Here is a 16,793-nt window from a genome sequence, read left to right as displayed (position 1 = left end):
GCGGCCTTATTCATTGGTAGCTGCAATCGTTGGTCGAGTAGCGCCGGCCACGGCGCGTATCGAGGCCCTCGCCCCTCAGGCCACCGGTCGGCGACGCGGCCGCAGCAGTCCGGCCAGCAGGAGGGCGGCGAGCCCGAAGAAGGACACCAGCTGCTCCAGCTGTGCGCCGACCACCACCGCGGGGGTCTCCCCCGTGTGCAGATCGATCTCGTCGACGAGTGCCCCCGTGGTGAAGGTGGGCATCCGGTCCACCGTCGATCCGTCGGCGGCGACGATGGCCGTGGTGCCGACCGTCGAGGCGTTGACGACCGTGCGGCCCGTCTCGAGCGCCCGGATCCGAGCGATCGCGAGCTGCTGCACGCTCTCGTCGGTGCGGCCGAAGTCGGCGCTGTTGCTCTGCGCGAAGATCGCCTCGCCTCCGTCGGTCACGGACTGCCGCATGAGCGCATCGTCGACGATGTCGAAGCAGATGTTGACCGCCACCTGGACGTCGCGACCATCGACCGAGCCGAGATCGAACACGGGGTCGTTCGTGCCCGGCGTGTACTCGCGTCCGATCAGTCCGATCAGGTCGGGCGCGAAGGGCTCCCAGAACGCCCGGTCCGGCACGTATTCGCCGAACGGAACCGGATGGCGCTTGTCGTAGATGTCGGTGGCTCCGAGGGCGGGCTGCCAGAGCAGGGAGGAGTTGTAGATGGCGTTCTCGCGCTGGGTGATCGTGCCCAGGATGATCGGCGCTCCCGCCGCCTGACTGACGAGGTCGATCGCCTGCGCCGCGCCCGCGTCCTCGAGCGGATCGAGATCGGCGGCGCCCTCCGGCCAGACGATGACGTCGACGTCATCGCCGAGCACCGGGAGGGTCGCGGTGATGTGGCCGTCGAGGATCTCGCCCTGATAGCTGCGCTGGTCGAAGTAGCCGGACTTCGTGTTGCCCTGGATGGCGGCGACCTTGAGTGTGCCGTCGGTCGCCGTCTGCCAGTGCGGCACCGCCAGAAGCCCCGCCGTGGCGACACCCAGCGCGAGGAGGACGGCGAGCGCAGGGCCTGCCCTCCGCGCTCCGACGAGCCCGTGGGCGCCACGCGACGCGATGACGGCGGCGAGGATCAGCTCGATGGCGAATGCCACCAGCCAGACCATGGCGAAGCTCACCCCCGAGATGCCCAGCCAGGCGAAGAGGCCGGCGAAAGGGCTCTCGGACTGGGACATCGCGACACGACCCCAGGAGAACCCGCCGTACGGCCACACCGCGGAGATCGCCTCGCGCGCGGTCCAGAGGCCGGCGACGGCGAGCGGCAGCAGCCCGAGTCGCGCGATGCCCACCGAGCCCACCAGCAGTCGAGATCGGCGACCATCCCCCGGCGCAGCGCGATCAGGCCAGAGCTGCGGGATCCAGCGATAGGCGAGGGTGATCAGGATGCTGCCGACCCCCACGAAGAGCGCCTCGAGCGTCGAGAGAGCGAGCCACGGCACGATGCCGAGGAACAGCGTCGCCCACTGGATGTGCACGAGGTAGAAGCTGAGGCCGAAGACGAGGCCCACGAGGAAAGAGCCGCCGGCTCGCCGTCCGCGGAGCACGATCAGGACGAGGGCGATGCCCACGAAGGCGAGGGGCCAGACGCCGAGGTCGGGGAATGCTCCGTCCATCACCGGTCCGGCGAGCAGGGCGACGAGCACGGCGCCCCAGAGCGGAATGGGCGCGGGTGCGGCGGCCCGATCTCGGACAGGACGGCCCCGACGGGCCTGCGTCGTCGCCCGCGGATCGCGATCCACGGGCATGGTGACCGCCATCAGCTGACGCTCGAGTAGGCGACGATCCCCCGGCGGATGGCGTCGATCGCCTGACGCGCGGTGCGTGCCTGCTTGCCGTCCGCCACGACGGAGATCTGATCGAGCAGGTCGATGGTCTGCTTGGCCCAGCGCACGAAGTCGCCCGCCTGCAGATCCGCATCGCGCAGCACCAGGTCGAGGGCGCCGCCCTTCGCCCACATGAACATCGCCTCGGCGAGGCCGGGCGACGGCGGGTTGGAGCCGGGCAGACGGTTGTCCCGTTCGACGTCGTCGAGGCGGGCCCAGATGTCGCCGAGCTGCCCCCAGGCCTTGCGGAAGGGCCCTCGCGGCAGGAAGCGGTCGTTGGCGATGGCCTCCTCCCGTCTCGGCTCGAAGACCAGCGTGGTGGCGAGGGCGGCGAAGCTCGCGGGGTCGAGCTCGAGCCAGACGCCCCGGCGCAGGGACTCGGCGAGGAGCAGGTCGCGCTCCCCGTAGATCCGCTTGAGCATCACGCCGTTGCCCGTGAGCGTCACGCTGCCGTCCGCGCTCTCCTTGAGGTAGCCCTCGGCGAGCAGCACGTCCGTCACCCGGTCGAAGACCTTGGCGATGACGCCGGTGCGGGTCGAGATCTGACGGCGCAGGTCCTCGGTCTGCCGGTGCAGGCGCCACCAGCGCTCCGCCCAGCGCGACAGCTCCTCCCGACGTGGCGAGGAGTGCGCGGGATGCGACCGCATCCGCTTGCGCAGCTCGTGCAGCTGACGCTGCGACTTCTCCCGCTGATCCCGGGTGACATCGCGGTTGGACGCGTTGCGCTTCTCGAGCTCGCTGATCTCGCGCCGGATCGTGGCGTACTCGGTGACGTCGCCGCTCTGGCCCGACTCGTCCTTCATCGAGCGCTCGTAGCCGGCGAGCGACTCCTCCTGCTGGCGCACCTTGCGGGCGAGATCGACGACCGCTCGGTCCGCCTGGAACTGAGCGAAACTCGACTCCAGGATCTCGCGCGTGCGCTCACGGCCGAACTGCTCGATGAGATTGACGGCCATGTTGTAGGTCGGCCGGAAGCTCGAGTTGAGGGGATAGCTGCGTCGGGAGGCGAGCGAGGCGACGGCCTGCGGATCCATCCCGTCGACCCACTGGACGACCGAGTGACCCTCGACATCGATGCCCCGGCGCCCGGCGCGGCCCGTCACCTGGGTGTACTCCCCCGGCGTGATCGGCACCCGGGCCTCGCCGTTGAACTTCTCGAGCTTCTCGAGCACCACGGTGCGGGCCGGCATGTTGATGCCGAGCGCGAGCGTCTCGGTGGCGAAGACGACCTTGACCAGCTTGCGCTGGAAGAGCTCTTCGACGACCTCCTTGAACGCGGGCAGCATGCCGGCGTGGTGGGCGGCGACACCGCGCTGGAGCCCCTCGAGCCATTCCCAGTAGCCGAGGACGGCCAGGTCCTCGTCGAGCAGGGTGCGGCAGCGGTCCTCGACGATCTGGCGGATCTCATCGCGCTCGGCGGCCTCGGTCAGCCGGACGCCCGCGCGGAGCACCTGCTTGACGGCGGCGTCGCAGCCGACCCGGCTGAAGATGAAGAAGACGGCGGGCAGCATGTTCCGCTCGTCGAGCAGCCGGATGATCTCTCCCCGGTCCATCCGCCCCTGATCGGGCCGGCCGCCCTTGGAGTGGCGTCGGCCCACGTCCTGCGCCTGCCGCGAGGTGATGACCCGTCCGCCGTACTTGGCCATCTGCGCGAGCTCGGGATTGACCCGACTCGAGGCCGACGGACCGGTGGACCCGCCGGCGAAGAGGTCGACCAGCTTGGTGCGCATGAGCACGTGCTGCTCGAGCGGCACCGGGCGCTCCTCCGAGACGATGACATCGGTGTCTCCGCGGACGGCCTGCAGCCAGTCGCCGAACTCCTCCGCATTGGACACGGTCGCCGAGAGGGAGACGAGCCGGACGTTCTGCGGGAGGTGGATGATGACCTCCTCCCACACCGCCCCGCGGAACCGGTCGGCGAGGTAGTGCACCTCGTCCATGATCACGAATGACAGATCTCGCAGCAGGGCCGAATCGGCGTAGAGCATGTTGCGCAGCACCTCGGTCGTCATGACGACGATACGAGCGCCCGAGTTGATGTTGGTGTCGCCGGTGAGCAGGCCGACGTTCTCGGCGCCGTACTCGTCGACGAACTCGCCGTACTTCTGGTTGGACAGCGCCTTCATCGGTGCGGTGTAGAACACCTTGTCGCCGCGTGCCTGCATTGCGAGGTGGACGGCGAACTCGGCCACGACGGTCTTGCCGGCCCCGGTCGGGGCTGCGACGAGCACGCTCTTGCCCTTCTCGAGCGCTGCGCATGCGCTGATCTGGAAGGGGTCGAGATCGAAGGACTGGGCGGCGCGGAACGCCGCGAGTCCGGGGGCGTCCTGCCTCTGCCGAGCCATCGCGAATCGCTCGGCGGGACTGAGCTCTGTGCTCACTCCCCCATTCTCTCAGGCCCTGGCTGTGCGCAGGTCGCGTACTCGGCCTCGTCCCAGAGCGCGGAGGCGAGAACACTGCGCTGCGGACAGAACACTGCCCTAGACGACAGTGTTGTGTCCGCAGCGCAGTGCGCGACGATTCAGGCGACGAGCTCCGCGGTCAGTGCGGCCTCGCGTCGAGCGACCCTCCGGTCGTTGAGCACCGAGACGCCCGCCGAGGCCAGGTACAGCGCGACCATCGGCACCGCGAGGATGAACATCGAGAACACATCGGCAGCAGGCGTCGCGACCGCGCAGAACAGCACGATCACGAGGATCGCGACCCGCCAGCCCTTGAGGATCGAGATGCCGCTGATGACCCCGACCCGGTTCAGCAGGACGAGGAACACCGGCAGGATGAAGGCCACCCCGACGACGACGACCAGCTTGAGGATGAAGTCGAGGTAGTCGGACGCCGTGAGGAAGACGGTGTCCTCGATCGGCGCGAAGCCCACCATCAGGGTGACGATGTGCGGCCACACGTACCATCCCGCGGCGCAGCCTGCGAAGAACAGCGGAACGGCGGCGAAGAAGAAGCCGAACGTGTACTGCTTCTCCCGCTTGGTGAGCCCGGGCACGATGAAGCCCCAGACCTGCCACAGCCAGACGGGGGCGGAGATGATCACGCCGACGGTGATGGCGATCTGCAGCTTGAGGTCGAACGCCTGGGTGATGTTCGTGTAGTTGATCGTCGCGTTGTGATCCTTCGCGATCGCCACCATCGGCGAGCGCAGCAGATCCCAGATGATCTCGGACAGCAGATATCCGATGACGGCACCGACGATGACGGAGATCGCGGCGATGAACAGGCGTCGCCGCAGTTCGAGCAGATGTCCACCGAGCGACATCCGCCGCTCTTTGTCGGCGCCGCGAGGAACGCGGGCCATTCGCCTACTGCTTCGGGGTGGTGGTGCCCGAGTCCGTCGGCACCGACTGCGCCTGCGGCGTCACGTTGACGGCCGGCGGCTCCTCGGTGTAGACGACAGGCGTCTCGGCCTGGGCCTTGTCGGTCTCGTCCTTGTCGGTCTTGATCTCGGTCTTGAAGATCTTCATCGACGTCGCGATGCTCCGGGCGAGGGCGGGCAGCTTGGGGGCTCCGAACAGCAGGACAACGATGAGGAGGATGGCAATCAGGTGCCATCCGGTGAATGCGTTGCCGAAGATTCCCATGGGAATTTCTGTCCTCTCAAATCTGCTGACACGAGCACTCTACCTCTGGCCAGGCGATTCTCCCGGCGAGACTGCTTTCTCTCAGCTGAACGCCGCCTATGAGCAGCCACCTCGTCCTGCACGTCCTGGAACGGGCGGAGGATGCTCGGCACGAAGGAATCGGGTTCGAGGTCGCGTGCGGCATCGCCGAGGGCGGCCGTCTTGTCGCTCAGCTCGCCGAGCGCGTCGAGGGCCTTCATGGCCTTCTTGAACAGTCGCCAGCCGAGCAGGGCGAGCGTGCCGAGCAGGATCAGAACGAGCACGACCCAGATCAGCACCCACGACCACCACGGCATGATCCGACCCTACTTGTCGGCGGAAGAGCTGGAGGCTGCGTCCGACGAGGCTGCGTCTGTCGAGGAGGCGGTATGTGTGTACTGATCCAGCCCGCGCTGAGCCCAGTCGGCCACCGCGGCCCGCGCCTCGGGCGGGTCGAGCACGGTCGCGACCCCGGAGAGCAGTGCGATCAGGCGCTTCAGGCCGTGGAAGTGTCCCACTCGCAGAGTCGCGATCACCAGGTCGGCCGAGCTGCCCGGCGCGGTCCGGGTGCCGTCCGGCAGGTACTCCCCCAGCAGCGTCAGTGCACTCTCCGGCAGCTCGACCCGGATGGTGAGGTTGTCGGGCGAGGTCTCGAAGAGCGCATCGGACAGCTGCACGTCCGCGGCGACGGTGGACGAATCCTCGTCGGTGACGGTGAGCGCGCTCATCCGGTCGAGGCGGAAGATCCGCACCGCACCGCGGGAGTGATCCCAGCCGCGCAGGTACCAGCTCTGGTTCTCCGAGTCGATGCGCAGAGGGTCGACCAGTCGGCGCTCACGGTCGCCCTGGGCGCTGCGATAGTCGAAGGAGACGCGGCGCCGTGCCAGGAGCGCCTCGCGCAGCGGTGCCACGCGGGCATCTCCGCCGTCTGCCGATACGGCGACGGCTGCCGGTCCACCGGTCGAGCCGCTCGCCAGCTTGGCGGTCAGCGACGCAAGAGCGGCGCGGTCCGCGTTCTCCGGCAGCGACGACAGGTACTGCAGACCCGCGATGAGCGCGGCGGCCTCGCGGGAGGAGAAGCGGGGTGAGTCGTCGATCGCCACGTGGTGGGTGATCGAGATGCGGTCGTCCTCTTCGAACTCGTCCCAGTCGATGTCGAAGAGGTCGTCCGGGCCGTACTGGCGGCTCTCCCCCGGGACTCCGGAGATCGCGATCAGCCGCACGGCGGTGCGCATCTCCTCGGGGGTGACGCCGAAGCGGGCGGCGGCATCGGTCACGCTCACGCCGTCGTGCTCGATGAGGAACGGGACGAGAGACAGGAGGAAGGCCAGCTTGTCCTGAGCCTGCATCGGCCGGGCGCTCATCGGGTCGTCCTCGCGGCGGCCTGCCGCCGGCTCGCACGGGCGGACGTCGGTGCCGCGGGCGTCAGCGGAGATGCGCCGGGCGCTCCTGCAGCCTCGTCGCGCGCGGCGCTGTGCGCCTCCGCCACGGCGCGCAGCCGGGCGATCACCTGGTCGCGCATAGCGACGGGCCGGATCACGCGGACTTCCGGTCCGTACGAGGCGAGCTCGTCGGCCATGAGCACCTGGTCCGAGTAGTTGAGCGTGTGGGTCGGGAGCTCGCCGTCGGCTGCAGCGGTCGAGGCGATGGCGCGCGGAACGAAGCGGCTCTCGGCGTCGGAGCCCGGCTCCACCGCGATGACGACGGTGTTCAGCTGCAGCACGCGATCCAGCTCGGCGAGCGCCGCGGCGGCGGAATCCACCCCCGCCGGACGCTCGAACACGGTCCGAGTGGTGGTGACAGGCCCGACGATGCGGCTGAGCAGGAACGTCCGCGGCTCGTCCCGATCGCGGTCGATGGAGGACAGGTGCCAGCGTCCCTGATGCTGGACCAGGGCGAGGGGCGCGACGGTGCGCAGCAGCGCGGTGCGCTCCCCCGGCTTGAAGTACGGGAACTTGACGACCAGCTGCCGCTCGATCGCAGACGTGAGAGGTCCGAAGGCGGGTTCGCGCACCCTGACCCGCGGCGCGTAGCCGATGGTCGGATCATCGACGGCGATGCCGAGCGAGGCCAGCTTGAGCAGCGCTCGGTGCGACTCGCTGGACAGCGATCCCTCGCGCCACACCTCTCCGGCGAGGTTGAGCAGGGTCACCTCTTCGGGCGTGAACGAGACCTCGGACGGCAGGTCGTAGGCGCCCTTCGGGATCCGGTAGCGGAGGTTCTGGTTGTTGCCGGCATCCTGCGGCGACTCGATCGTCTCGAGGGGCACGCCCAGCTCGCGGATGTCGTCCTTGTCGCGCTCGAACTGCCGCTCGAGGCTCGCGTTGTCCCCGCGGACCTCGTAGCGCTGGCGGTAGCCCTGCACATTGGAGAGGATCTCGGCCTTGGTCAGGCCGTGCTCGGTCGCCACGAGCGCCAGCACCAGGCTGAACAGTCGCTCCTCGACGGAGATGGCATCGGCCGCCATGGACGCTCTAGCCCACGACCCCGAGGATGTCGATCACGAACACCAGGGTCGATCCGGCGGGGATGCTGCCGCTCGCCGTATCGCCGTAGCCCTCGCTCGGCGGGATTACGGCCAGCACCTGCGATCCGACGTGCTGCCCCACCAGCGCCTTCACGAAGCCGGGGATGGCCTGTCCGTCGGTCGCGGTGATCGCGATCGGCGTGCCCTTCTCCCATGAGGAGTCGAACACCTCACCGGTGTCCCAGAGCACTCCGGTGTAGTTGACGATGACGCTGTCGCCGTCCTTCACCACCTGGCCCTTGTCGCCCGTGATCAGGTCGACGATCTTGAGCGAGCTGGGCTTCGGGGAGGTCGGGATCTGGATGCCGGGGCGGCCGTCCGGGGCGCGGACGACCGCGGGCAGACCTGCGGTCGCGAACTGCAGCGTGCCCTCGGCCTTGGCCAGGTACGCGGCGGTGATGTCGACGACGATCACGATGGAGTCGCCGGCCGCAAGGCCGGTGGGCCGGTTGTCGTCGGTGAACGCCTCATCGCCGGGAATGGTGATGGCGATGCGCGAATCGACCCTGGCGCACTCCATCCCCTTCTTGAAGCCCTCGATGCCGAGCTTGTCGATGACGAAGGACGCGGCGTCATCGGCCGTATAGGTCGACTGGGTCAGCACGCTGCCATCGGAGCCGTTGAGGATCGTGAGGAAGGTGCTCACGTACTGACCGTCGCCGAGGGGCTTGCCGGTGCCTTCGATGAGGGTGCTCACCTGCGTGGTGTCGGGACGGAGCGGGGTCGGGAAGGACACCGTCGGCTGCGTGCCGAACTGCTCGGTCGCGGTCACCGTGTCGGAGGCGGCGCCCGACGTGGCGGCGGGATCGCAGGAGTCGCTGCTGGCGCTGCCCGTCGAGCACGCGGCGAGGCCCGCCGCGAGGGTGGCCGCCGTCAGGAGCGCGGCGACGGTGCGCGCGAGGCGCCGTGTCTTCGAGGTCATCGAGGGCTGCAATCCCTGGTTCGGTCGGCCGAGGCGGTGAGGCGCTGGCGCATGGTGCGAGAACGAGTGGTGAGGCGGAGTCGCGGATCCCTGCTGGGCCCGTTTGACCGTAGGGCAGTCTACTGGTCGTCGTCCTCGCCGGCTGTGCGGGAAGGCGCGTCGTCGCCCGTCCCATCCTGGGGGCCGTCGGCAGGGTCGATGTCATCGTCGATGCCCTCGTCGGCCGCATCCCCACCCCGCGCCAGGCTTGCTGCGGCGCCCGCGCGGGCTTCGCGGACGCGGCGGCGGAGGTTCTTCGCGCTCGTGGTGCGCTCCCCCACCGCCCCGGGGGTCCAGATCTCGACGTCGGAGTCGTCGTAGTCGGTCTTCGACAGGCGGCGCGGCGGCTGCGGCAGCACGGCGTCGGGCGCGAGACGTCGGGCCGTGATGAGGAAGCCGGTGTGCCCCACCATGCGATGGTCCGGCCGCACTGCGAGTCCCTCGACGTGCCAGCCGCGCACCAGGGTCTCGGTGGACTCGGGGTCGGTGAACCGCTCGGAGTCGCGGATGGCCTCTGCCACCCGCGACAGCTGGGTCACCGTGGCGACGTAGCAGAGCACCACGCCGCCGGGCGTCAGGGCGTCTGCCGCCACGTCGATGCACTCCCACGGCGCGAGCATGTCGAGCACGATCCGATCGACGGATCCCGGCTCGACCGCGCTGGGCAGCGACTCGACGAGATCCCCGACGACGACGTCCCAGTTCTCGGGCTCCTCACCGAGGAAGCCGACGACGTTGCCGCGTGCGACGTCGGCGAACTCCGCCCTGCGCTCGAAGGAGGTGAGCGAGCCGGTCGGGCCGATAGTGCGCAGCAGCCACAGGCTGAGCGCACCGCTGCCGACGCCGGCCTCGACCACTCGCGCACCCGGGAAGATGTCCGCCTTGCCGATGATCTGAGCCGCGTCCTTGGGGTAGACGATCGCGGCGCCTCGAGGCATGGACATGACGAAGTCGCTGAGCAGCGGACGCAGCGCGAGATAGCGGATGCCGACGGAGTTGGCGACGACCGAGCCGTCGGGCAGCCCGATCAGGTCGTCGTGACGGAGCACGCCCTTGTGGGTGTGGAACTCCTTGCCGGCGGCCAGGGTGATCGTGTTGAGCCGGGACTTCGGGCCGGTCAGCTGGACTCGGTCGCCGATCTGGAACGGACCGGAGAAGGTCATGACTGCACTCCCGCGCGGGTATCGGCGGCACCTGTCTCGGCGGCGCTTTCGGTTTCGGCCTCACGGTGGGATCCCGCTGCCCGTCCAGCCGACAGCACCTCGGCCAGGTCGGCGACGGTGCGACCCTCGAGGGTGTCCCAGACCGTCCAATGCGCCGCCGCGTCGTCCGGATCGGGCAGCGGCAGCACGAGCGGGATGCCGATCGAGCGCGCGCCGGACGCGACGGCGGCCGCCAGCCCGGTCGGCGAATCCTCGATCGCGATGCAGTCCTCGGGCGCCACGCCGAGCTGGGCGGCCGCGCTGAGGTACGCCTCGGGGTGCGGCTTCGAATTGGCGACGTCGGAGCCCGACACGATCACATCGAATGCGGCGTGGCCGTCGAGCGAGCTGATCGCGTCGGCGACGAGCTCAGCCATCCGGCGGATCGACATGGTGACCAGCGCGGTGGGCACGCCGGCCTCGCGCACGGCGGAGAGCAGCTCTCGCGCACCTGGGCGCCACGGGAGTGCGCCGCGGATCCGCTCCATCACGGAGTCGGTCAGGTGATCGATGATCTCCTGCGAGGTCCACGGCACCCCCGCGCGCTGCAGGACGGTGGCCGAAAAGTCGAGGCCCTGTCCTACGAGGGTCAATGCCTCCTCGTGAGTCCAGGTGCCGCCGAAGCGCTGAACGAGGAGCGTCTCCTCCGCCATCCAGTACGGCTCGCTGTCGATGAGGGTCCCGTCGAGGTCCCAGAGCACGGCGGCCGGTCGGTCTGCAGTCACGGGAAGCCAGTCTAGGAGCGGCCGGCGCGGCGCCGCGGCGCGCCCGCCGGGCGCGGGACGCTCACTCCGCAGTGCGGCTCCGGCAGGCGATGACCCGCGGAGTTCTATCCTTGAGGTCGTGTGCCGTCGGCGCACGACACGATCGGAAGGCGGCATTGCCCGTGGCAGAGAAGCGATTCGGCGAGGGCCGGATCCTCGTCGTCGCCTTCGAGGGCTGGAACGACGCGGGCGAGGCGGCCTCCGGTGCCGTCGCCATGCTGCGCGACGCCCTCGACCTCGAGGCGATCCACGACGTCGATCCCGAGCAGTACTTCGACTACCAGTTCACCCGCCCCATGGTCTACTCGGACGACGACGGGGTGCGCCGGCTCAAATGGCCGCAGGCGACCATGTACGGCCCCCAGGCCACCCGCGATCTCGCCGGCATGCCGTTCGGCATCGAGCTGCACCGGGTGCCCGAGACGGACGAGATCGTCGCCGAGCTCGTTCGCGCGGTCGAGCTCGACGAGGACGTCGACATGATCGATCCCGAGCTGATCGAGGATCTCGACGCGGTGGACGAGGTCGACGAGACCTCCGAGACCGAGTCCGACGACGAGACGGACGACGAGTCGGACGACGCTCGCCTCGAGCGGATGAGCGCCGAGAACATCTACGTGCTGCTCGGCAGCGAGCCGTCCCGCAGCTGGAAGAGCTTCACCGCCGAGATCATCGACAAGGCGCTCGCCGCCGACATCAGCGGCATCGTCGTGCTCGGCGCCATGCTTGCCGACGTGCCGCACACCCGGCCGATCTCCGTCTTCTCCTCCAGCGAGAGCGCCGACCTGCGTGCCGAGCTCTCTCTGGAGCGCAGCACCTACGAGGGCCCCGTCGGCATTCTCTCGGTGCTCGCAGATGTGGCCGAGGTCGTCGGCATCCCCACGGTGTCGATCTGGGCATCCGTGCCGCACTACGTGCACAACGCGCCGTCGCCGAAGGCCACCCTCGCGCTCATCGAGCGTCTCGAAGAGGTGCTCGGCACGCCCATCCCTCGAGGCGATCTCGAGGACGAGGCGACCGCGTGGGAGGCGGGGATCGATGCGCTCGCCGGCGAGGACGAGGACATGGCGGCCTACATCGAGCAGCTCGAGCAGGCGCGTGACACCGTCGACTCCCCCGAGGCGAGCGGCGAGGCGATCGCCAAGGAGTTCGAGCGCTACCTCCGCCGCCGCGGCGATGGGCGCGACGGCTTCGCCGACGGCCGGGACGGCTCCGTCGGCTGACCCGCGACTCTGACCCGCGACTCTGCCCGGCCGGCGTTCAGCCGATCGTCCGGCCGATCGTTCAGCCGACGAGGCTCGAGAGCAGCTCGGAGGTGGGCCGGTCGCGCAGCGACGCCCACTCGGGGTGCTTGGTCAGGTAGGCCGTGACGAACGGGCAGACGGCGACGATCCGCTTGCCCTTGTCGCGAACGTCTTCGAGGGCAGCCTTGATCAGCCGGCTGCCGAGCCCGTGTCCCTCGAACTTCTCGTCGATGACGGTGTGGATGAAGACGACCTGGTCGTTCCGGAGGACCACCTGGCTGAAGCCGGCGTAGGCACCGCCGAGTTCGATGATGTAGCGATTGGTGTCGGCGTCGAAGCGCACGGTGCTGTCCGCGGGCACACCGGCGGCGGCGTTCGAGGTGCTGTCGTGCGCGGTGGTGTCGTGCGCGGTGGTGTCGGTCATGGGATCTCCTTCTGAAGCGTCATTGCAGGGGACGGAGGCGGTGGGTGGAGGGCGGGGGCTGAGGGACGAGCTGAGGACGGGGCGTGGTCATCGGCGAGCACGCAATCGGACGGACGGCAGTTCGGGGGCGGGTAGGACCCGTGTCCAGGTCGAGGGGAACTCGCCGAAGCCCTCCGTCGGGAAGGCCTCCGCGTCGCCGGTCTGGATGGCGGCCGACGTCGCGGCCGCATGGCGGGCGACTTCTGCCTGCCAGTCGTCGCGGAACGACACGATCTCCTCGTGGCTGCGGCCGATGAAGTTCCACCACATGACGATGCTCTCGCCGAGCGGCTCCCCGCCGATCAGCAGCAGCCGCGCGCCACTCTCCCGTGTCTCGAACGCGAGCGGAGCGGCCAGCGGCGCCCGGTAGAGCAGATGCGCGGGCTCGCCGAGCTCGCCGTCGACCCACACGGGCCCTGCGTCCACCAGCACTCCGTGCTCGAACGTCGGATCCACCTCGAGCTCGAGCCGCGAGTGCGGGGGCAGCACGATCTCGGCGCCCAGCGTCGGGGTCCAGGTATGCACCGGCGAGCGCTGGTCAGCGAGATCGCCGAGGAACACGCGGACGTCCGCATCCCCGATGCGGACCTGCGGCGCGGCGTAGTTCTGGAACGTGCGCTGTCCGGACCGCTGGTCCTCGGGCAGGGCGATCCAGAGCTGGGCGCCGTGCAGTCGGGTGGTGCTGGGCGTCGAGTACTCCGAATGCGCGATGCCGGAGCCGGACGTCATCAGATTGACCTCGCCGGGACGGATGGTGAGCACCGTGCCGAGGGTGTCGCGGTGCTCCACCTCGCCCTCGAACATCCACGTCACGGTCTGCAGGCTCGTGTGCGGGTGTCCGTCCACCCGCATGCCGCCGGAGAGCGAGACGTCGTCGGGGCCGTAGTGATCGACGAAGCACCAGGCGCCGATCAGCGACCGCTCCCGCTGCGGGAGAGTGCGACGCACCGTCATGGCGCGCGGGCCGCCGAGGGGTACATCCCGGGGTGTGAGCACGTCGATGCGACGAGCAGGGGGCGCGTCCTCCTCGACCAGGAGGAGCCCGGGATCCCTGTCGAGATTGCTCACTCCCACATCATGGCATCGCAGGCGCCGCGATGTCATGCGGGGGTAGACGAATCGTTCTGACGTCCCCCATCGGGGCACGAAATACCCCGCTGGTCACCGATCGATCGGACTACTTCAGGCCACCCGAGCCATGTTCAGGCGGCGATCGCCCCTGTCGAGAGCAGAACGATCAGCGCGATCCCGAGCAGGATCCGGTAGATCACGAAGGGCAGGAACGAGCGTCGCGAGATGTAGCGGAGGAAGAAGGCGATGACCACCAGGCCGACCACGAACGCGACGACCGTCGCGAGGCCGGTCTCGAGCCCGCCGTACAGCTCGGGCAGGCACCCCGTCGCCGCTGCGGCGGCCGCGTCGCATGGCTCCTTCACGACCTTGTAGAGCTGGTACAGGCCGCTGCCGAAGACCGCGGGGATGGCGAGCAGGAACGAGTAGCGTGCCGCGGCCTCGCGGGTGTAGCCCATGAACAGGCCCGCGGTGATGGTGCCGCCCGACCGGGAGACGCCGGGGATGAGGGCGAGGGCCTGGGCGAAGCCGAAGATGACGCCGTGGGGCACAGTCAGCTGGTCGAGGGTGCGCACCCGCTTGCCCACGAGGTCGGCGATGCCGAGCAGGACGCCGAAGCCGATGAGCGTGCAGGCGACGATCCAGAGCGAGCGGAAGGTCGTCTCGATCGCATCCTGCAGGAGCAGGCCGAGCACCACGATGGGGATCGATCCGAGGATGATCAGCCATCCCATGCGGGCGTCGGGGTCGCTGCGGCGGACCCTGCGGCGTCCGTTGGGGCCGCGCACCTTGAAGAGGGCGAGGAACCAGCGGGAGAAGATCCGGACGAGGTCCTTCCAGAAGTAGACGAGGACTGCGGTCTCGGTGCCGAGCTGGGTGATGGCGGTGAACGCGGCTCCGGGATCGCCCTCTCCGGTCAGCGTCCCGATGATGCGCAGATGCGCGCTCGAGGAGATCGGCAGGAACTCGGTGAGCCCCTGCACGAGTCCGAGCAGCAGCGCGGAGAGGATCGACATGCCGCCTCCTTCGTTGGTCTTCCGCAGGAGGTGACCTGCCGCAGGAAGCCTATCGGCGCGCTTGCGCTCCTTCCGGACGCCGGGCGTGCGTCGTCGTGAACGTCGGCCCCGAGGGCTCGCGAGTTGGGCCCCACGGCGCACGCTTGCGCCGAGGGAACCGGTTCTGCCGCACGGACGGCCCTCCGAGCGGCAGAACTGGGCAGTTCGACCGCGGGAGCGCTACTCGAGCAGGCGCTTCAGCGTCGCCAGATCGGCCGCGATCGCAGCGGCGTCCGCTTCGTAGGCCGCGTCGTCCACTCCCGGGAGCCGGAACAGCGAGAAGACGACCTCGCTCCCCCGCTCGTTGGGCAGCACCCGCAACGGGTTGAGGCTGCGTGTGCCGTCGGGAAGGGTCACGGTGTGGTCGAGCACGCCGAACTCATTGTCGGGAGCCATCACGACGGTCACGGACCCCATGGGCGACTCGGCCACCCATTCGCCGTCGAGGAGCTCGATGGAGCCACCGAGTCCCGCTGCCCACCGGGGCAGGTTCGCGGGGTCGTGCGCGAAGTCGTAGACGTCGGAGGGCGCCCGATCGATGCTGATCCCGATGTGTCGGACCGGATTCGTCATGCGTCCAGTCTGCGACGGATGCAGCGAACTGCCCAGTTCTGCCGCTCGCGCGCCCGTTCAAGCGGCAGAACTGGGCAGCTGGTCAGGCCGGATTGCCCCCTCATCGGGGCGCTTGTCCTCCGAATGGAGGACACCTAGGGTTCGGCTATGAATCTCCCGAGAGTGGGCCGAACACTTTCAGGCGCCGTCGCGGCTGCTGGAGTGCTCATCGCGCTAGCGGGGTGCGCATCAATCAGTGCTCCGTCGGTGAACGCACCCACGGTCACTGCGCCGACTGGGTCCCCCGCTCCCACGACCGCGCCGTACGACCCGACCGAGCAGGTTTGGTTCTCGGGCCCGTTCGAGCAGGAGGACGACCAGGCCGCGGAATCCTCCGACCTGCTCGCGCCCGGTGAGCCCGCGCCGGACGGCAGCGAGGTGGTCGATCTGCCGGACGGCAGCACCGCAGGCGTCGCCGCAGGAGATCCTGTGCTCGACGCCGACGCACCCGGCGATGCGATCGTTATCGACCCCTGCCGACTGCTTCCTCTTGACGAGTGGTCGGCCTGGTCGGGAGACAACGGCGCCGATCGACTCGCACTCGATGCCGACGAGAGCTGCATCTATCTCACAGCAGACGATCTCGTCCGTGCCACGGTCACCGCTCTGCCCGATGCGGCCGGCCTCTCAGCCGACATGTTCTATGGAGCCGCGATCAGTGCCACGGCTTCCGGGGATGCTTCCGTCGTCGCCGGGTTCCCGACTCCATTCGCCTCCACCGCCTTCAGCGATGCCACCGGCACTCGCATCCTCGTGACCATCTACAGCCGCGATCCCGCGCGAACGGTCGACGACCTCGTCGACCAGGCAGCCGCCTGGGTCGCTCTCGGGGCAGGACGGCTCTGATGGCCGCGACTGAGGGGCGATTCCGTCGTCGCGTCGCTCGCGTCGTAGTGGCCGGCGCCGTGCTGGTTGCCGCAATGGGCGCGATGTTCGCCGCGCCAGCCGCGCCGGCGAACGCGTACGGCTCCGCGGCGCAGTTCCAGGTGTGGCTGACCTCCGGTCCGATCGTCACCAATACGAACACGACCGGCGATCTCTGCACCGTTTCCGCCAGCGTGCGAACCCAGGAGTTCGGCGCCAATCACGTCACAGGCTTCAAGATCAAGTACGAGCTGCGCTCGGCCTACGACCCCGGCTACCTCATCACCCGCGACTCGACCGGGTACACGAACTCGAACACCTTCCCGAACGACGCCCGCAGCTTCCGATGGGCGATGGGGCTCAACCCCGGCACCTTCGTCTACGGCGCGGACAGGGACTTCCACCTCTGGGTCAAGGTCGTGGCCGACCGCGGATGGCGCCGCGACTACACGGGCCACTTCGACCTCGGATCAGTCCTCTGCGCCACTGAGGTCGACGAGGACACCGGCAACGAGCAGCCGTTCTCCGAAGGGGGCTTCTGACCAAGGTTCCGGCTCGCTCCGGCACG

General features: G+C 69.2%; 17 protein-coding genes. 3 read left to right on the top strand and 14 right to left on the bottom strand.

What is annotated here, in order from left to right:
* Positions 1–75: 75 nt before the first annotated feature.
* The 10 genes from lnt to E6C64_RS03365 form a co-directional block, all read right to left on the bottom strand.
* Positions 76–1,788 carry an apolipoprotein N-acyltransferase gene (gene lnt / locus E6C64_RS03410; protein WP_233255428.1) on the bottom strand — a complete coding sequence of 571 codons (1,713 nt, stop codon included), beginning with the start codon at positions 1,786–1,788 and terminating at the stop codon, positions 76–78.
* Positions 1,788–4,199, bottom strand: a complete 2,412-nt coding sequence (locus tag E6C64_RS03405; protein ID WP_136426398.1) for a DEAD/DEAH box helicase — start codon at positions 4,197–4,199, stop codon at positions 1,788–1,790. Before E6C64_RS03405 ends, lnt begins: the two co-directional genes overlap by 1 nt.
* A 176-nt stretch (positions 4,200–4,375) precedes the next feature.
* Positions 4,376–5,161, bottom strand: a complete 786-nt coding sequence (gene tatC, locus E6C64_RS03400) for a twin-arginine translocase subunit TatC (RefSeq protein ID WP_332908213.1) — start codon at positions 5,159–5,161, stop codon at positions 4,376–4,378.
* Between the two features lie 4 nt (positions 5,162–5,165).
* On the bottom strand, positions 5,166–5,444 hold the full coding sequence (tatA, locus tag E6C64_RS03395; RefSeq protein ID WP_136426187.1) for a twin-arginine translocase TatA/TatE family subunit: 279 nt from the start codon (positions 5,442–5,444) through the stop codon (positions 5,166–5,168).
* Complete coding sequence (locus E6C64_RS03390) at positions 5,405–5,779, bottom strand: hypothetical protein (RefSeq protein WP_136426186.1); 375 nt, start codon at positions 5,777–5,779, stop codon at positions 5,405–5,407. The genes tatA and E6C64_RS03390 overlap by 40 nt, the downstream gene beginning before the upstream one ends.
* Before the next feature lie 9 nt (positions 5,780–5,788).
* On the bottom strand, positions 5,789–6,826 hold the full coding sequence (locus E6C64_RS03385) for a helix-turn-helix transcriptional regulator (RefSeq protein WP_136426185.1): 1,038 nt from the start codon (positions 6,824–6,826) through the stop codon (positions 5,789–5,791).
* Positions 6,823–7,929 carry a helix-turn-helix transcriptional regulator gene (locus E6C64_RS03380; RefSeq protein WP_136426184.1) on the bottom strand — a complete coding sequence of 369 codons (1,107 nt, stop codon included), beginning with the start codon at positions 7,927–7,929 and terminating at the stop codon, positions 6,823–6,825. The genes E6C64_RS03385 and E6C64_RS03380 overlap by 4 nt, the downstream gene beginning before the upstream one ends.
* Before the next feature lie 7 nt (positions 7,930–7,936).
* Positions 7,937–8,911: an FKBP-type peptidyl-prolyl cis-trans isomerase gene (locus E6C64_RS03375; protein ID WP_136426183.1), complete on the bottom strand. Its 975-nt coding sequence runs from the start codon at positions 8,909–8,911 to the stop codon at positions 7,937–7,939.
* A gap of 119 nt (positions 8,912–9,030) precedes the next feature.
* Positions 9,031–10,113 carry a tRNA (adenine-N1)-methyltransferase gene (locus E6C64_RS03370; RefSeq protein ID WP_136426182.1) on the bottom strand — a complete coding sequence of 361 codons (1,083 nt, stop codon included), beginning with the start codon at positions 10,111–10,113 and terminating at the stop codon, positions 9,031–9,033.
* On the bottom strand, positions 10,110–10,877 hold the full coding sequence (locus E6C64_RS03365; protein ID WP_136426181.1) for an HAD family hydrolase: 768 nt from the start codon (positions 10,875–10,877) through the stop codon (positions 10,110–10,112). Before E6C64_RS03365 ends, E6C64_RS03370 begins: the two co-directional genes overlap by 4 nt.
* 161 nt (positions 10,878–11,038) lie before the next feature.
* On the opposite strand from E6C64_RS03365, the gene E6C64_RS03360 reads away from it, so the two are divergent.
* On the top strand, positions 11,039–12,139 hold the full coding sequence (locus tag E6C64_RS03360; RefSeq protein ID WP_158437726.1) for a PAC2 family protein: 1,101 nt from the start codon (positions 11,039–11,041) through the stop codon (positions 12,137–12,139).
* A 61-nt stretch (positions 12,140–12,200) separates the two neighbouring features.
* Here the strand turns inward: E6C64_RS03360 and E6C64_RS03355 are convergent, their stop codons facing one another.
* The 4 genes from E6C64_RS03355 to E6C64_RS03340 all read right to left on the bottom strand — a co-directional run bounded on the left by E6C64_RS03355 (position 12,201) and on the right by E6C64_RS03340 (position 15,322).
* On the bottom strand, positions 12,201–12,584 hold the full coding sequence (locus E6C64_RS03355) for a GNAT family N-acetyltransferase (RefSeq protein ID WP_136426179.1): 384 nt from the start codon (positions 12,582–12,584) through the stop codon (positions 12,201–12,203).
* A gap of 87 nt (positions 12,585–12,671) precedes the next feature.
* On the bottom strand, positions 12,672–13,691 hold the full coding sequence (locus tag E6C64_RS03350) for a pirin family protein (protein ID WP_136426178.1): 1,020 nt from the start codon (positions 13,689–13,691) through the stop codon (positions 12,672–12,674).
* A gap of 134 nt (positions 13,692–13,825) precedes the next feature.
* Positions 13,826–14,710, bottom strand: a complete 885-nt coding sequence (locus E6C64_RS03345; protein ID WP_136426177.1) for an undecaprenyl-diphosphate phosphatase — start codon at positions 14,708–14,710, stop codon at positions 13,826–13,828.
* Between the two features lie 219 nt (positions 14,711–14,929).
* Positions 14,930–15,322, bottom strand: a complete 393-nt coding sequence (locus E6C64_RS03340) for an SRPBCC family protein (RefSeq protein ID WP_136426176.1) — start codon at positions 15,320–15,322, stop codon at positions 14,930–14,932.
* Between the two features lie 246 nt (positions 15,323–15,568).
* On the opposite strand from E6C64_RS03340, the gene E6C64_RS03335 reads away from it, so the two are divergent.
* Together E6C64_RS03335 and E6C64_RS03330 are read left to right on the top strand one after the other, a co-directional pair.
* Positions 15,569–16,207 carry a hypothetical protein gene (locus E6C64_RS03335; protein ID WP_136426175.1) on the top strand — a complete coding sequence of 213 codons (639 nt, stop codon included), beginning with the start codon at positions 15,569–15,571 and terminating at the stop codon, positions 16,205–16,207.
* The gene (locus tag E6C64_RS03330) at positions 16,207–16,767 is read left to right on the top strand and encodes a hypothetical protein (protein ID WP_136426174.1); all 561 of its coding nucleotides are present in this window, start codon (positions 16,207–16,209) and stop codon (positions 16,765–16,767) included. Before E6C64_RS03335 ends, E6C64_RS03330 begins: the two co-directional genes overlap by 1 nt.
* Positions 16,768–16,793 lie beyond the last annotated feature (26 nt).

Source organism: Naasia lichenicola (assembly GCF_004801885.1).
Taxonomy (GTDB): Bacteria; Actinomycetota; Actinomycetes; order Actinomycetales; family Microbacteriaceae; genus Naasia; species Naasia lichenicola.
Note: the sequence above shows the minus strand (reverse complement) of the source record. Positions and strands in the feature narration are given on the sequence as shown.

Excerpts from the sequence above, each read along its gene's own strand:
- lnt (WP_233255428.1), bottom strand. The coding sequence starts at position 1,788 with ATGGCGGTCACCATGCCCGTGGATCGCGATCCGCGGGCGACGACGCAG.
- E6C64_RS03405 (WP_136426398.1), bottom strand. The coding sequence starts at position 4,199 with ATGGCTCGGCAGAGGCAGGACGCCCCCGGACTCGCGGCGTTCCGCGCC.
- tatC (WP_332908213.1), bottom strand. The coding sequence starts at position 5,161 with ATGGCCCGCGTTCCTCGCGGCGCCGACAAAGAGCGGCGGATGTCGCTC.
- tatA (WP_136426187.1), bottom strand. The coding sequence starts at position 5,444 with ATGGGAATCTTCGGCAACGCATTCACCGGATGGCACCTGATTGCCATC.
- E6C64_RS03390 (WP_136426186.1), bottom strand. The coding sequence starts at position 5,779 with ATGCCGTGGTGGTCGTGGGTGCTGATCTGGGTCGTGCTCGTTCTGATC.
- E6C64_RS03385 (WP_136426185.1), bottom strand. The coding sequence starts at position 6,826 with ATGAGCGCCCGGCCGATGCAGGCTCAGGACAAGCTGGCCTTCCTCCTG.
- E6C64_RS03380 (WP_136426184.1), bottom strand. The coding sequence starts at position 7,929 with ATGGCGGCCGATGCCATCTCCGTCGAGGAGCGACTGTTCAGCCTGGTG.
- E6C64_RS03375 (WP_136426183.1), bottom strand. The coding sequence starts at position 8,911 with ATGACCTCGAAGACACGGCGCCTCGCGCGCACCGTCGCCGCGCTCCTG.
- E6C64_RS03370 (WP_136426182.1), bottom strand. The coding sequence starts at position 10,113 with ATGACCTTCTCCGGTCCGTTCCAGATCGGCGACCGAGTCCAGCTGACC.
- E6C64_RS03355 (WP_136426179.1), bottom strand. The coding sequence starts at position 12,584 with ATGACCGACACCACCGCGCACGACACCACCGCGCACGACAGCACCTCG.
- E6C64_RS03345 (WP_136426177.1), bottom strand. The coding sequence starts at position 14,710 with ATGTCGATCCTCTCCGCGCTGCTGCTCGGACTCGTGCAGGGGCTCACC.
- E6C64_RS03340 (WP_136426176.1), bottom strand. The coding sequence starts at position 15,322 with ATGACGAATCCGGTCCGACACATCGGGATCAGCATCGATCGGGCGCCC.
- E6C64_RS03330 (WP_136426174.1), top strand. The coding sequence starts at position 16,207 with ATGGCCGCGACTGAGGGGCGATTCCGTCGTCGCGTCGCTCGCGTCGTA.